10 protein-coding genes are annotated in these 13,686 nt (G+C 63.9%); 3 read left to right on the top strand and 7 right to left on the bottom strand.

Features of this window, described 5'->3' with window-relative positions:
- Nucleotides 1-10: 10 nt before the first annotated feature.
- Together OVY29_RS09190 and OVY29_RS09185 are read right to left on the bottom strand one after the other, a co-directional pair.
- On the bottom strand, nt 11-2,770 hold the full coding sequence (locus tag OVY29_RS09190; protein ID WP_037556466.1) for a TonB-dependent receptor: 2,760 nt from the start codon (nt 2,768-2,770) through the stop codon (nt 11-13).
- 109 nt (nt 2,771-2,879) lie between these two features.
- Entirely contained in the window at nt 2,880-3,653 is a 774-nt protein-coding gene (locus tag OVY29_RS09185; protein ID WP_235211559.1) for a FadR/GntR family transcriptional regulator, read from the bottom strand.
- Between the two features lie 210 nt (nt 3,654-3,863).
- Here OVY29_RS09185 and OVY29_RS09180 point away from each other — a divergent pair, with 210 nt between their 5' ends.
- Nucleotides 3,864-4,820: a DUF4861 family protein gene (locus tag OVY29_RS09180; RefSeq protein ID WP_052182363.1), complete on the top strand. Its 957-nt coding sequence runs from the start codon at nt 3,864-3,866 to the stop codon at nt 4,818-4,820.
- Between the two features lie 32 nt (nt 4,821-4,852).
- Here OVY29_RS09180 and OVY29_RS09175 read toward each other — a convergent pair whose 3' ends face one another.
- From OVY29_RS09175 to cobT, 5 genes are all read right to left on the bottom strand, one after another.
- Nucleotides 4,853-5,899, bottom strand: coding sequence for a glycosyltransferase family 4 protein (locus OVY29_RS09175; protein ID WP_037556471.1), 1,047 nt, complete (start codon nt 5,897-5,899; stop codon nt 4,853-4,855).
- Entirely contained in the window at nt 5,896-6,768 is an 873-nt protein-coding gene (locus tag OVY29_RS09170; RefSeq protein WP_037556473.1) for a UDP-2,3-diacylglucosamine diphosphatase, read from the bottom strand. Before OVY29_RS09170 ends, OVY29_RS09175 begins: the two co-directional genes overlap by 4 nt.
- Nucleotides 6,769-6,919: 151 nt before the next feature.
- The gene (locus OVY29_RS09165) at nt 6,920-8,353 is read right to left on the bottom strand and encodes an aldehyde dehydrogenase family protein (RefSeq protein ID WP_313911183.1); all 1,434 of its coding nucleotides are present in this window, start codon (nt 8,351-8,353) and stop codon (nt 6,920-6,922) included.
- 135 nt (nt 8,354-8,488) lie between these two features.
- Nucleotides 8,489-10,135, bottom strand: a complete 1,647-nt coding sequence (locus OVY29_RS09160; protein ID WP_037556477.1) for an acetolactate synthase large subunit — start codon at nt 10,133-10,135, stop codon at nt 8,489-8,491.
- Nucleotides 10,136-10,316: 181 nt separating this feature from the next.
- Nucleotides 10,317-12,140, bottom strand: a complete 1,824-nt coding sequence (gene cobT, locus OVY29_RS09155) for a cobaltochelatase subunit CobT (RefSeq protein WP_037556478.1) — start codon at nt 12,138-12,140, stop codon at nt 10,317-10,319.
- 197 nt (nt 12,141-12,337) lie between these two features.
- Here cobT and OVY29_RS09150 point away from each other — a divergent pair, with 197 nt between their 5' ends.
- Nucleotides 12,338-13,555: an MFS transporter gene (locus OVY29_RS09150; RefSeq protein WP_037556479.1), complete on the top strand. Its 1,218-nt coding sequence runs from the start codon at nt 12,338-12,340 to the stop codon at nt 13,553-13,555.
- Complete coding sequence (locus tag OVY29_RS09145) at nt 13,552-13,683, top strand: hypothetical protein (RefSeq protein ID WP_268746863.1); 132 nt, start codon at nt 13,552-13,554, stop codon at nt 13,681-13,683. The genes OVY29_RS09150 and OVY29_RS09145 overlap by 4 nt, the downstream gene beginning before the upstream one ends.
- The last annotated feature ends 3 nt before the right edge of the window (nt 13,684-13,686 follow it).

Raw genomic sequence — 13,686 nt, 5'->3', positions numbered from 1 at the left:
ACGTTCAGGCTCAGAAGTTGAAGCGGACCCCGAGCGAATAGGTCGTGTCGTCGTTCCGCACTTCGCGAACGAAATCCTCACGCGATTCGAAGTTGCGCGTCTTCTGGCCCGTGATGTTGGTGCCGGCGAGGCTGACCGTGATGCCCGGCGCCACGTCGTAGTTCAGGCCGAAGTCGAGCCGCCCCGCAGCGCGGATGCCGTTGAGCCCTACCGGGATCGAAACCGGCCGCAGCGAGAGGCCGTTGGTGATGTCGCCGTCGAAATATCGCGAGCGATAGGTGTAAATCATCCGCGCCGAAATGCCGTATTTCTCGTAGATCAGGCCGATGTTGTAATTATATTTGGAGACCCCGAGCAGCGGCAGGCCCTGAAGCCGGTCGCCGGGGGTTGTCACCTCGCTGTCGATGACGGTGAAATTTCCCATTATGCCCGCACCGTCGAGTCCTTCCGGAAGGAAATCGAGGAACAGCTGGCCGCCGACTTCGACGCCCTTGATCTTGGCCGAACCCAGATTGCGGGGGGTCGAGATCACATATTGCAGGCCGTCGATCGTCCGCACCTCGGTCCCGTTGATGATCCGGTCCGTGATGTCGCGATAAAAGGCGACCGCCGAGACATAGTTGCTGCGGCCGAAATAATATTCGAGCGACGCATCGAAGCTGTCGGCCTTTTGCGGGCGGAGGTCGGGGTTGCCGCCCGATCCCGAATTCTGGATCGTGTTGACGTAGGATACGACATAGCTGAGGCCCGGATTGAGCTGGCCGAAGCTGGGCCGCGACAGCGTTTTCGAGTAATTGAAGCGCGACTGGAGCCCGCCGCCGAACCGGATGCGGGCGCTGGCGTTGGGCAGCAGGTCGGTGTCGCTGGTCGAGCGCCGGACGAGTTCGATCCGCGACGTGCCCGTCACCGGATCGGTCACGCGACCCGAACCCGCGATCTCGCGGTCAGTGCGGGTCAGGCGCGCGCCGACCATGCCGTCGATCGAAATCGTATCGGTCAGCGCGATGTCGTAACCCGCCTGCAGGAAGCCGGCATAGCTTTTTTCCTGCGCATCATAGTCGCGCGTCGGGTCGAAGGCCGGCGTGTCGGGCGAGATGCCGTACAGCGTCCTGAGCTGTCGCTTGATCGATTCCTGAACCAGATAGTCGGGGTCGAGCTGCAGGAAGGAGGCGCCGCCGTTCATTTGCGGAACGCCGGGGGCCTGTGAAAGAATATCGCTGGGGAGACCCGCGCCATCGAGCGGCGTCACAAACGAGCCGCCTGGGGCTGGTGGGCCGCCAAGATATTGCTCGAAGGCGGCCTTGCGTTTCGCAACGCGGACACCCGCCTGGACATAGTCGAGGACCCCGTCGAAATCATATTTGGCGTCGCTCATTACGGCCCACAAAGTACCTCGGCTGCGGTTGATATTTTCGCTCATGCCGTTGGCGAAGGCGAGGCCTTCGGGATCGTTCATCGGATTGCCCGGCATCGTCGCCTCAACCTCATGGTCGACGTCGCGGACCAGGACCAGTTCGTCGATGCGCTTGCCGATATCGACGCGGAAGCTGTCGTTCCGGTTGGTCGAGGATTCATAGGAGATGTCGGTATTCCAGGTAAGCGCGCCGATTTCCTTGTTGAAGCCCGTGGCGATCACATAGATGTCGGTGCTCGACTTGTTCGCGACGGTCGCGGTGTAATATTCGATATTGCGAGCCGTATAGCCTGTGGCGTTGCACAGTTCGCGGATCGTGCCGGTGCCCGTCGGGTTGTCCGGGCTCTGCACATTGCCAGAATAATAGCCGTCGGGGCCGACGGCGAAATCCTCGCAGGTGTCGCCGGCGGTCGCCTCGAGCGAGTTGCCGGTGAAGGCGCGGAAGGTCGGGCGCGCCTGGAAGACGTCGCCGCGATACCCCGCGAACAGCCCCTCGGCGTAGATTGTCGTGTCGCTGTCGGGCGCCCATTCGAGCGAGAAATTGGCTTGCGGACGCTCATATTTGCCGAATTCGATGGCGGCGGCGAAGCCGGTGGGCGCGTGCAAATTCTGCGGCGAGCCCGCGGGGCCCGCGCTCGTGGCGCGTGTCCAGTCGTTCCACGCGATCGGCCGGGCATATTTGTTGCGCTGATAGGATATGCCGACCATCGCCGCGATCTCGCCCTCACCGGCGTCCCAGCGGTTGGCCACCAGCAGACTCAGCGCCGGATTGATCGTATTCTTCGAACCGGCTTCCTGCAGATAGGTCGCGCGCGCGCTGCCCGCGATCGTCAGCTCCTTGAAGTCGAGCGCGCGGCGCAGGCGCATGTTGACGCCGCCAGCGACGCCGCCTTCGATCCGTTCGGCCGAATTGGACTTGTAGACATCGACCCCCGCAAGGGCTTCGGCCGGGAGATCCTGAAACGAGAAGCCGCGGCCGACGCCGGTGAAAATCTCGCGCCCGTTGAGCGTGGTGACGATGTCGTCGAGGCCGCGGATGCGGGCGCCGACGATCTCGTTATTACCGCCGACGACGACCTGAACGCCGGGCACGCGCTGGAGCGCCGAGGCCGTGGTCAGGTCGGGAAGCTTGCCGATATCCTCGGCGACGATCGAATCGACCACGGCGGTCGACTCGCGCTTGATCTCGGCAGCGCGCGAAAGGCTCTGGCGGATGCCGGTGACGACGATGTCGCCCGACGTGTCCTGCCCTTCACCCGCAGCCGGATCGGCGGCTGGCGCGGTTTGCGCAATTGCCATGGGTGCACCCGATACGAGTGCCATCAGCGCCACGGAGGCGCGAAGACTGACCTTCAATGGACCTCTCCCTATAAGACATCATACAAGTATGGCAGATTGATCTTATTATTCTGCCGGACGTAATTCGGTGCCTGAGTTCTTCTGCAGGTCTGTGTTTTGGTCTGGTTCAGCCCGTCGGGCTGTTGGACGACATGAAGTCGTGGAGTTCGCGGTGCCGTTTGAGGCTGCCGCTCATATGGGTTCGCGCCGCCACCCGCGCGGCGTCCGGATCGCGGTGGATGATGGCGTCGAGGATCGCCTCATGCTCGGCGCTGATCACCGCCTTGTAGCTGTCGCCGATATAGGCCTGGCCCTGCCGCAGATAGAGCGAGCGCGGTGGAACGAGGCGGACGCCGAGGAAATCGATCAGCTTGGCGTAATAGGTGTTTTTGCTCGCGCGGGCGATGACGTTGTGGAATTCGACATCGGCCTTGACCGAATCCTCAAGGCCGACTGCGGCCTCGCCAAGAATCCTGATCTGCTGGCGCATATTCATCACGTCGACCTCGGTGCGCCGCTCGGCCGCCAGCGCAGCCATCTCGGTTTCGACGCAGAGCCTGAGTTCGAGAAGCTGGATCACATCGCTGAGATTCTCGACCTCGTCGCGCGTGACCTGGAAAGCCTGGTAGCGCGCGGTTTCGCTGACGAAGAGCCCTTTTCCCTGGCGGGCCTCGACCAGTCCCGCCGCCGCAAGGCGGGCGATCGCTTCGCGAATCACCGTCCGGCTCACGCCGAGCACATCGACGAATTCGGCCTCGGTAGGGAGCTGGGCGCCGGGCGGATGCACGCCCGACATGATGCTGGTGCGGATATGCTCGCACGCGGCGTCGACGAGGGACGGCCGCCGCTTGCGAAGCGCCAGCCTGTCGTCATGCACAGCGTTGCTGCCGCCCTGCCTCACGCGCCCATTCTCCCGTTGCTGGCACATAATGCACCATATCCGCTTGAGTGTAGCGATTATAAGTCATATGACAACTTAAATAATTTCATTTCATTTTAAAAATTTGATCCATCGGGCCCACGAGCCATGGCCGCAAGGGTGCCACATCGTCGCACAGCGTGACATAAGGCGGGTTCGTCGCCCGATCGGATCGCTGCCAGGGAGAGAGATATGACGCGGATTTCGACCATCTGGAAAAAGGGGCGTGCCCCCGCGACAATGGCGTTCTTGCTTGCGGTGGCCCCGGCGATAGCCGCGGCGACACAAGAGGCGCCGGACATGCCGGCGGTCGCGGGGTCGCTCCCGCCGCCGCCTGACCGCGAGCCCGGGGCCGCGGTGGTCCGCGCCGACTATCGCTACGACGATCTATTGTGGGAGAATGATCGCACCGCGCACCGGATTTACGGCCATGCGCTCGAAGCGGCGGAACCGCCCTCGGGCTCGGGAATCGATTCGTGGGGCAAGAATGTGCGCTGGCCCTTCACCGATCGCCAGCTGCGCAGCGGCGACCAACACAGTTATCGCGGCGAAGGCTTGGACTTCTACAATGTCGGTTCGACGCGCGGCGCCGGCGGGCTCGGCATCTGGCACGACAACAAGCTGTGGACGTCGCGCAACTACGTCAGCCACCGCATCCTGTCCGCAAGCGGGCAGGCGGCCGATTTTATCGTCGATTATGCGCCCTGGCCGGTCGATGTGGATCGCAAGGTCTGGGAGACGCGCCGCTTCACGCTTCCGCTCGGCACGCATTTTACCCGCATGGTCTCGACCATCTCGTCCGACAGCGACGAACCGCTCCTCGTCGGGATCGGCATCGGCAAGCGGACCACGGGGTCGGGCGCCGGCGAACTGACGGTGGACCGTGCGAAGGGACTTCTTTCGTGGTGGGGACCCGCGGACGGCGATCATGGCCGGATGGCGATCGCGATCCGGGTCGATCCCGCGATGATCGCCGAAATACGCGCCGATGCTGACAATCAGCTCGTCCTGCTACGCGTCGCGCCCGGCAAGCCGTTCGTCTATTTTTCGGGTTCTGCGTGGGACAAGGGACAGGGCGGCTTTCGCACGCGCCAGGCATGGGATGCCTATGCGGCCGGCGAGAAGCTGGATTTCAGAGTCCCGAGATGATCCCGCAACCGGTCGCTTCCTGCTGTCGCGCTTTAGGCGAGGTGCGGCGTGGCGACCGTGTCCACCGCCGGCACCGACGGTAGGAACGTCAGCGCCTTCACGAACTGCGCGGTGCAATTGGGCCAACTGTAGCGCGCGCCGAGCGCCGCTGCGTCCTTCCGGTCGCATAGCAGCGCGGTGTCGATCGCGCGGCCCAGGTCCTCGTCGAGCGCGCCGGCTCCGTCGCGCACGATGTCGCCTGGACCGGGTACCGGATAGGCGGCGACGGGGGTGCCGCAGCTCAGCGCCTCGATGACCACCAACCCGAAGGTGTCGGTGCGGCTGGGAAAGACGAAGACATCGGCGCCGGCATAGGCCGCCGCCAGCATGTCACCGCCCAGTTTGCCGAGGAACAGCGCGTCGGGATGCCGCGCCTTGAGTTCGGCGAGCGCAGGCCCTTCGCCGACGACCACCTTGGAGCCCGGCCGATCGCTGTCGAGGAAAGCGCCGATATTCTTTTCCACCGCGACGCGGCCAACATAAAGCTGGATCGGCCGCGCGAGTCCGGCATAGGCCGGATGCGGCGCGCGGTCGGGGCGGAACAGCTTGTGATCGACACCGCGCTCCCACATCATCGTCTGGCCGAGACCCTGCCCGGCGAGTTCGCGCGCAAGGCTGCGCGTCGCGACCATGATGTGCCGCGCCGGGCGGTGGAACCAGCGGATGAAGCGCCAGACGAGCGCCGGTGAGACGGGCAGGCGCGCCGCGACATATTCGGGGAAGCGCGTGTGATAGGCGGTGGTGAAGGGAAAGTCGTTCTGCAGGCACCAGCGCCGTGCGGCGAGGCCGAGCGGCCCCTCGGTCGAGATGTGGATCGCCTGCGGGGAAAAGGCACGGATGCGGCGTCCTACCGCGCGCCGCCCGGCGAATGCGAGGCGGATCTCGGGGTAGGAAGGGCAGGGAGCCGAACGGAAGAGATCGGGCGAGATCACCCCAACCTCATGCCCCACCGAGCGCAATTCACCGATCGTTGCCTGCAGCGTGCGGACGACGCCGTTGACCTGCGGCTCCCACGCGTCGGTGACGATCAGGATCCTCATGCGGCGGCGGGCAACGCGAGCTTCGTCGGGACGCTCCGCGCCGCGACCTCCTCGGCCCAGTGCAGGATTTCCATCGTTCCGTCATGATGCTCGACCAGCGCGGTGCAGCCCTCGACCCAGTCGCCGTCGTTATAATATTCGGTGCCCTCGATCTCGCGCATCTCGGCGCTGTGGATGTGACCGCACACCACGCCATCGACCCCGCGCGAGCGCGCGGCGTGGGCGACGACTTCCTCATAGCGGCCGATGAACTGGACCGCATTCTTGACCTTGTGCTTGGCGACCATCGACAGCGACCAATAGGGCAGGCCGAGCTTGCCACGGACCCAGTTGACCACGACATTGCATTTCATCAGCGCGGTGTAGGCGGCGTCGCCGACGAAGGCGAGCCAGCGGTGCGCGAGCATCACGGCATCGAATTCATCGCCATGGACGATGAGCAATTTGCGGCCGTCGGCGGTTTCGTGGATCGCCTCGCGGCGGATCTCGACCCCGCCGAAATCGAAGCCGTCGAATGGGCGGACCATCTCGTCATGGTTGCCGGGGACATAGACGACGCGCGTGCCGCGCTTCGCGCGCTTGAGCACGCGCCACACGACGTCATTATGCTCGGGGGGCCAGAAGTGGCGCTTCTTGAGCCGCCAGCCGTCGATGATGTCGCCGACGAGATAGAGCGTCTCGCAATCGACATGGTCGAAGAAATCGATCAGCAGCGGCGCGTTGCAGCCGCGCGTGCCGAGGTGGATGTCGCTGACCCATATGGTGCGATAGCTGCGGCGTTCGCCGATCACGCGCTCGGGAATATGCGGATCGGTCGTGAACGGGTCGGGAAACCGGGCGGGGATCGGCAGGGTCGAAATCGAGGCCATGTCGTGCTCCGTAAACAGCTTTTGGCTGCCCACGGCCTAGACAGGAGTTTTGTTACAGCGCGCGATTCAAACTCGCGACAGTTTGAAGAAAGTTTGAAGGCGCTTTGGTGACGTTGCCTATTTGACACATATGCGATTAACCATGATCCAATCAGGTTCGCCGAATCACCAAATTTCTGATTTCGCTCATATCTTCCATGGCAAAGCGGATCCCTTCGCGGCCCAGACCGCTGTCCTTGACCCCGCCATAGGGCATATTGTCGACGCGGTAGGAGGAGACGTCGTTCACGACAATGCCGCCGACGTCGAGACGATCCCACGCCTCGAGTATCTTGTGGATGTCGCGCGTGAAGATGCCCGCCTGCAGTCCGAACTTGCTGTCGTTGATCTCGGCAAGCGCTTCATCCCAGTCGGTGAATTTCGACAGGATCGCGACGGGGCCGAACGCTTCTTCGCGATACGCCTTGGCGCTGCGGTCGACGTCTTCGAGCAAGGTGGCCTCGAGCATCGCGCCTTCGCGCTTGCCGCCGACGAGCAGCTTTGCGCCATTCGCGACCGCTTCCTCGATCCACCCGTCCAATCGCGCGGCTTCCTTTTCGGAGATCATCGGACCGATGAAGGTCTTGCGATCCTTGGGATCTCCCGCGACCAGCGTTTTGGTCTTTGCGACGAGCATGTCGCGGAACTTGTCGTAGATGTCGGCGTGGATGATGATCCGCTGCACCCCGATGCACGACTGGCCCGATTGATAGAAGGCGCCGAAGATGATCCGCGCGAGCGCATGATCAAAATCGGCATCCTTGTCGACGATGACCGCGGCGTTGCCGCCGAGTTCGAGCACGACCTTCTTCTTGCCCGCCTTGGCCTTCAGATCCCAGCCCACGCCCGGCGAGCCGGTGAAGGAGAGCAGTTTCAGCCGCTCGTCGGTGGTGAACAGGTCGGCGCCGTCGCGCGTCGCGGGCAGGATGCTGAACGCGCCTTCGGGCAGGATGTCGCATTCGGCGAGCACCTCGCCCATGATGATCGCACCGAGCGGCGTCAGCGATGCCGGCTTCATCACGAACGGACAACCCATCGCGATCGCCGGCGCGATCTTGTGCGCCGCGAGATTGAGCGGGAAGTTGAACGGCGAGATGAAGCTGCACGGCCCGATCGGCACGCGCTTCCACATCCCCATATAGCCCTTGGCGCGCGCCGAAATGTCGAGCGGCTGGACCTCGCCATAGTTGCGCGTCGCTTCCTCGGCGGCGATGCGGAAGGTGTCGATCAGGCGGGTTACTTCGCCTTCCGAATCGGCGATCGGCTTGCCTGCCTCGACGCACAGCGCGTAGGCGAGCTCGTCGAACCGCTCCTGAAAGCGCGCGACGCAATGGGTAAGGACATCGCGCTTTTCGAAACTCGCGAGCCGCGCCATCGGTTCGGCAGCACGCACAGCGCCCGCGATCGCCGCGTCGATAATGTCAGGGGTCGCGAGCGCGGTGCGGAAAGCAACCTCGCCGGTGAACTTGTCGATCACCTCGAGGTCGGTGTTCGGCTGCGCCGCCTTGTTGTTGAGATAGAGCGGGTAGACGTCCTTGAGTTTCATTCAGCTTCTCCCCCCTCCCGCCTGTGGGAGGGGTTGGGGGTGGGTCAGCGGCGGTGAAGTATCTCACCCCGCTGCGACTAGCGAGCAAGCTCGCAAGTCTCGCTGCCCCTCCCGCAAGCGGGAGGGGGTGAGGAATTACAGCTCCTTCGACAGCCTCTTGATGTCATTATTCAAAATCTGATCATTCTCCGAATAATCGACCGGGCAGTCGATCAGGTGGACGCCCGGCGTATCGCGGCAATGCGCGAGCAGTTCCTTGAGGTGCGCCGCGCTTTCGACGCGGTGCCCTTTGGCCCCATAGCTTTCGGCATATTTGACGAAATCGGGGTTGCCATAGGTCAGGCCCCAATCCTTGAAGCCCATATTCGCCTGTTTCCAGCGGATCATGCCATAGCTGTTGTCGTTCAAAATCAGCACGGTGATGTTGAGGCCGAGGCGCACCGCGGTCTCCATCTCCTGACTGTTCATCATGAAGCCGCCGTCGCCGCAGATCGCCATGACCTTGCGCTCCGGATAGAGCATCGCCGACATCATCGCGCTCGGTAGCCCTGCGCCCATCGTCGCGAGCGCATTGTCGAGCAGCACCGTGTTCGGTTTGCACGCGGTATAGCCGCGCGCGAACCAGATCTTGTACACGCCATTGTCGAGGCAGATGATCCCGTCGTCGGGCATCGCGTCGCGGACCGACTGCACCAGATGCGGCGGGAAGATCGGGAAGCGCTCATCCTTGGCGAGCGGCGCGGTATGCTCGACCTCGGCCTTGCGATAGGCGAGCAGATGGTCGAATTTCCAGCCGCCGTTGGGGACGATATCCTCCTTCATCTGCCACACCGCGTTGGCGATGTCGCCGATCACCTCGATATCGGGGAAATAGACGGGGTCGACCTCGGCGGTCTTGGTCGACACATGGATGACGGTCGGGCCGCCGCGCTGCATGAAGAAGGGCGGCTTTTCGATCACGTCGTGGCCGAGGTTGACGATGCAGTCCGACGCCTCGACCGCGCGGTGGACGAAATCGCCCGAAGACAGCGCCGCGCAGCCGAGGAATTTCGGATGCCGCTCGTCGATCACGCCCTTGCCGAGCTGGGTTGTCAGGAATGGAATGCCGGTCTTCTCGATGAATTGCAGCAGCATGCGGCTCGTCATCGTCCGGTTCGCGCCCGCGCCGATCACGAGCACCGGCGACTTCGCATTCTCGAGCGCCTTCACCGCCTCGCGGATCGATTTGCTATCGGCGTTCGGACGGCGCGAATGGCTGCGCTTCAGCGGCGTCGAATCGGTATGTTCGTCGGCGATATCCTCGGGCAGCTCGATATGAACGGCGCCGGGCTTTTCCTCTTCGGCGAGGCGGAAGGCCTCGCGGACGCGGCTCGGGATATTGTCCGACGAGGCCATCTGGTGCGTATATTTGGTGATCGGCCCCATCATCGCGACGACGTCGAGGATCTGGAAGCGGCCCTGCTTCGACTTCTTGATCGGCTTCTGGCCGGTGATCATCATCATCGGCATGCCGCCGAGCTGAGCGTAAGCGGCCGCGGTGACGAAATTGGTCGCGCCCGGCCCCAATGTCGCGAGGCATACGCCGGTCTTGCCCGTATGGCGGCCATAGGTCGCGGCCATGAAACCCGCGCCCTGCTCGTGCCGCGTCAGGATCAGCTTGATTGTCTTCGAGCGCGACAGGCTGTCGAGGAAATCCAGATTCTCCTCGCCCGGAACGCCGAAAATATACTCGACGCCTTCTTCCTCAAGACATTCGATGAACAGGTCGGATGCTTTTTTCATATGCCAGTCGCCCCCTCAGCCGCGCATCGAACCGATGCGGCCTCAAATCATGCCGGCGACCTTCAGCATATATGTCGATACAGCGGCTCTCGTCATAGGTCGCGAGTCCCTGCTGTATCGGGAAGGATTTGTAACGAGGGGAAAAGGGGTTGTCACCCGCCCCTGTCGTGCCGAGCCGACGCTAGTCGATGTCGAACAGACCCGCGAGCTGCTCGACCATCGTGCCCCCCAATTGCTCGGCGTCCATGATCGTCACCGCGCGGCTGTAATAGCGCGTGACATCGTGACCGATGCCGATCGCGCACAGCTCGACCGGCGAGCGGTTCTCGATCCACTCGATCACCTGGCGCAGATGCTGATCGAGATAGGCGCCGTGGTTGACCGACAGCGTGCTGTCGTCGACCGGCGCGCCGTCGCTGATCACCATCAATATCCGGCGTTCCTCGGGACGATTGATGATCCGCTGATGCGCCCACATCAATGCCTCGCCGTCGATATTTTCCTTGAGCAACCCCTCGCGCATCATCAGCCCCAAGGACTTGCGCGCGCGGCGATAGGGTTCGTCGGCGGGTTTGTAGATGATGTGACGGAGGTCGTTGAGGCGGCCGGGGTGGGCGGGACGACCCGCGGCGAGCCAGTCTTCGCGGCTCTGCCCGCCCTTCCACGTCCGCGTCGTGAAGCCGAGGATTTCGGTCTTCACGCCGCAGCGTTCGAGCGTGCGCGCAAGGATGTCGGCGCTGATCGCGGCGATGCTGATCGGGCGGCCGCGCATCGAGCCGCTGTTATCGATAAGCAAGGTCACGACGGTATCGCGAAAGTCGGTGTCCCGCTCGATCTTGTAGGAGAGCGACTGGCCGGGCGAGACGATCACGCGCGCAAGCCGTGCGGCGTCGAGCTGCCCTTCCTCCTGATCGAAATCCCACGCGCGGTTCTGCTGCGCCATCAACCGTCGCTGGAGCCGGTTCGCGAGCTTGGTCACCGCGCCCTGCAGATGCGTCATCTGCTGATCGAGATAGGCGCGCAGGCGGGTGAGTTCGTCGGCATCGCACAGCTCGGTCGCCGCGATAATCTCGTCATGCTTTTCGGTGAAGCGCAGATAGTTGAAATCGGGGATGTCGCTCGGCAGGCGGTTGGGACGCACGGGCAGCATGCCCTCGTCGCCTTCGCCGCCCATTTCGGGTTCGCCGTCGGCTTCCATTTCCTGTGCATCGGGGTCGCTGTCGCCGTCGTCGGCCTGATCGCCCGCCATTTCGGCGCGCGCATCGACCTGCGATTCGCCGGCACCGCCGTCTTCGCTTTCCTGTTCTTCCTGACTCTCTTCGGCTTCGCTCTCGTCCTGCTCGCCGCCGTCCTCGCTGCCTTCTTCCAGCGGCTCGTCGCTGTGGATCAGGTCGAGGTGGCGGAGTGCAAGCTTCGCCGTTTCTGCAAAGGCCGCCTGATCGTCGAGCTGCATCGACAGCGCGGTGAGGTCGCCGCCCGCTTCCTGGGTGATCCACTCGCGCACCAGCGACAGGCCGGTTTCGGTGCCCTGCGGCGCCTGCTCGCCGGTCAGCGCTTCGCGCAGCATCAGTTCGAGCGCGCTCGAGATCGGCACGTCCTCTCGGTTCTGCGCGCGGCTGATCGGGTCGCTGCGCATCCGCATCATCAGGCTGGCGGCCAGATTGCCGCGCATCCCGTCCATGTGGCGCGCCCCCAATGCCTCGATCCGCGCGCGTTCCATCGCGTCGAATGCTGCGGCCGCAATTGGCTCGGCGGGGCGCGCGGCATTGTGGATCTTGTCGCTGTGGTGCTTCATCCGCAAAGCGTAAGAGTCGGCAAAGCCGCGTGCTTCGGCGACCTGATCGGCGGGCAGCGTGCGCGACGGGGTCGGCACCTTGATCGCCTTGCCGACCTGTGCCGGCGCGTCTGCGGTGAAACCGACCTCGACCTCGGCATCGCGCGTCACCGCGCGCGCGACGCTCGACAGCGCGGCCTTGAAATCGTCGAGGGGAGAGGAAGCGGACATCGAGTCGGCTCTAACCAGCTTTTCGGAATGAAGAAAGGGCTACTCCAATCGTCACCCCGGACTTGATCCGGGGTCTGCCTTCTTCCGCTTCAAGACAGGCGGATCCCGGGTCAAGCCCGGGATGACGAAAGGGGAGGTAGGGGCCGCGATAGCCAAGCTCGCTTGACGCAAACGGAAGGCAGGCGCATCGCCGCGACATGAGCTCCCCCCAACTCTCCCCCATGAAGCGCCCGTGGATCGTTATCGCCTGCGCCGCCTTCATCGTCACGCTCGCGATGGGCGTGCGTCAGTCGTTCGGCCTGTTTCTGCCGCAGATGAGCGTCGATATCGGCATCAGCCGCTCCGACTTCGGGCTCGCGATGGCGCTCCAGAACCTGCTCTTCGGCCTCGTGCAGCCGTTTGTCGGCGCGCTCGCCGACAAGCATGGCGCGGGGCGCGTCGTCTTTTTCGGCGCGCTGCTTTATGCGCTCGGGCTGATCGGCGCCGCCTTCGCGACCGACGCGATCGGGCTGCATATCAGCTTCGGTATCTTCATCGGCATGGCGCAGTCGGCAACCACCTTCGTCGTCGTTTTGGGGGCGGTCGGCCGCGTCGTCAGCCCGGAAAAGCGCAGCGGCGCCTTCGGCATCGTCACCGCGGGCGGGTCGCTCGGCCAGTTCCTCGTCGTGCCGCTCGCGTCGATGCTGCTCGGCGATGTCGGCTATCATCAGACGCTCTGGATCATGGCCGGGCTCGTCGCGCTGTGCGGACTGCTCGCGATCGGCGTTGCGGGGCGCACCGACACGCCGGGAACGCTGCAGGCGGAGGAGCAAAGCGCGCGTGACGCGCTCCGCGAAGCCGCGACCCACCGCGGCTATTGGCTGCTCAACGCGGGCTTCTTCGTCTGCGGCTTCCACATCGCCTTCATCGCGACGCATCTCCCCGCCTATCTCGACGACAAGGGGCTGGGGATCGAGATCGGGGCGCAGGTGCTTGCGCTCGTCGGCCTGTTCAACATCCTCGGCTCCTATGTCTTCGGCCGTGCGGGCGATCTCTTGCGACAGAAATATGTGCTCTCGGCGCTCTATACCGCGCGCTCGGCGGTGATTGCGCTCTTCCTATTCCTGCCATTGAGCCATGCCAGCGCGCTGGTGTTCGCAGGCGCGATGGGCTTCCTCTGGCTTGGCACCGTGCCGCTCACCAGCGGGATCGTGGGGCGCATTTTCGGCATACGCTATCTCTCGATGCTCTACGGCATCGTCTTTTTGAGCCACCAGCTCGGCAGCTTCTTCGGCGCGTGGATGGCGGGGCTGATCTTCGACGCGACCGGCAGCTACAATATCGCGTGGGGCTTCTCGATCGCGCTCGGGCTGCTCGCGGGGCTCGTCCACCTGCCGATCGCCGACGCGCCGGTCAAACGGCTGCAATCGGCATGAAGCTCGCGCGGCAGGACTGGATCGCGCTCGCGCTGTTCGTCGCTGTCGCGCTCGGCGGGCTGTGGCTCTGGACCGGCGAGGGACCGGTCGTCTGGCTCACCAACTTCGCAATCATGTGCGGTTTCTAGCCG

The sequence above is a fragment of the Sphingopyxis sp. SE2 genome (assembly GCF_032227185.1).
Taxonomy (GTDB): domain Bacteria; phylum Pseudomonadota; class Alphaproteobacteria; order Sphingomonadales; family Sphingomonadaceae; genus Sphingopyxis.
This window is presented reverse-complemented; position numbering and strand designations above follow the sequence as displayed.

Coding starts and splice junctions, on each gene's coding strand:
- OVY29_RS09180 (WP_052182363.1), top strand. CDS start 3,864: ATGACGCGGATTTCGACCATCTGGAAAAAGGGGCGTGCCCCCGCGACA.
- OVY29_RS09175 (WP_037556471.1), bottom strand. CDS start 5,899: ATGAGGATCCTGATCGTCACCGACGCGTGGGAGCCGCAGGTCAACGGC.
- OVY29_RS09170 (WP_037556473.1), bottom strand. CDS start 6,768: ATGGCCTCGATTTCGACCCTGCCGATCCCCGCCCGGTTTCCCGACCCG.
- OVY29_RS09165 (WP_313911183.1), bottom strand. CDS start 8,353: ATGAAACTCAAGGACGTCTACCCGCTCTATCTCAACAACAAGGCGGCG.
- OVY29_RS09160 (WP_037556477.1), bottom strand. CDS start 10,135: ATGAAAAAAGCATCCGACCTGTTCATCGAATGTCTTGAGGAAGAAGGC.
- cobT (WP_037556478.1), bottom strand. CDS start 12,140: ATGTCCGCTTCCTCTCCCCTCGACGATTTCAAGGCCGCGCTGTCGAGC.
- OVY29_RS09150 (WP_037556479.1), top strand. CDS start 12,338: ATGAGCTCCCCCCAACTCTCCCCCATGAAGCGCCCGTGGATCGTTATC.
- OVY29_RS09145 (WP_268746863.1), top strand. CDS start 13,552: ATGAAGCTCGCGCGGCAGGACTGGATCGCGCTCGCGCTGTTCGTCGCT.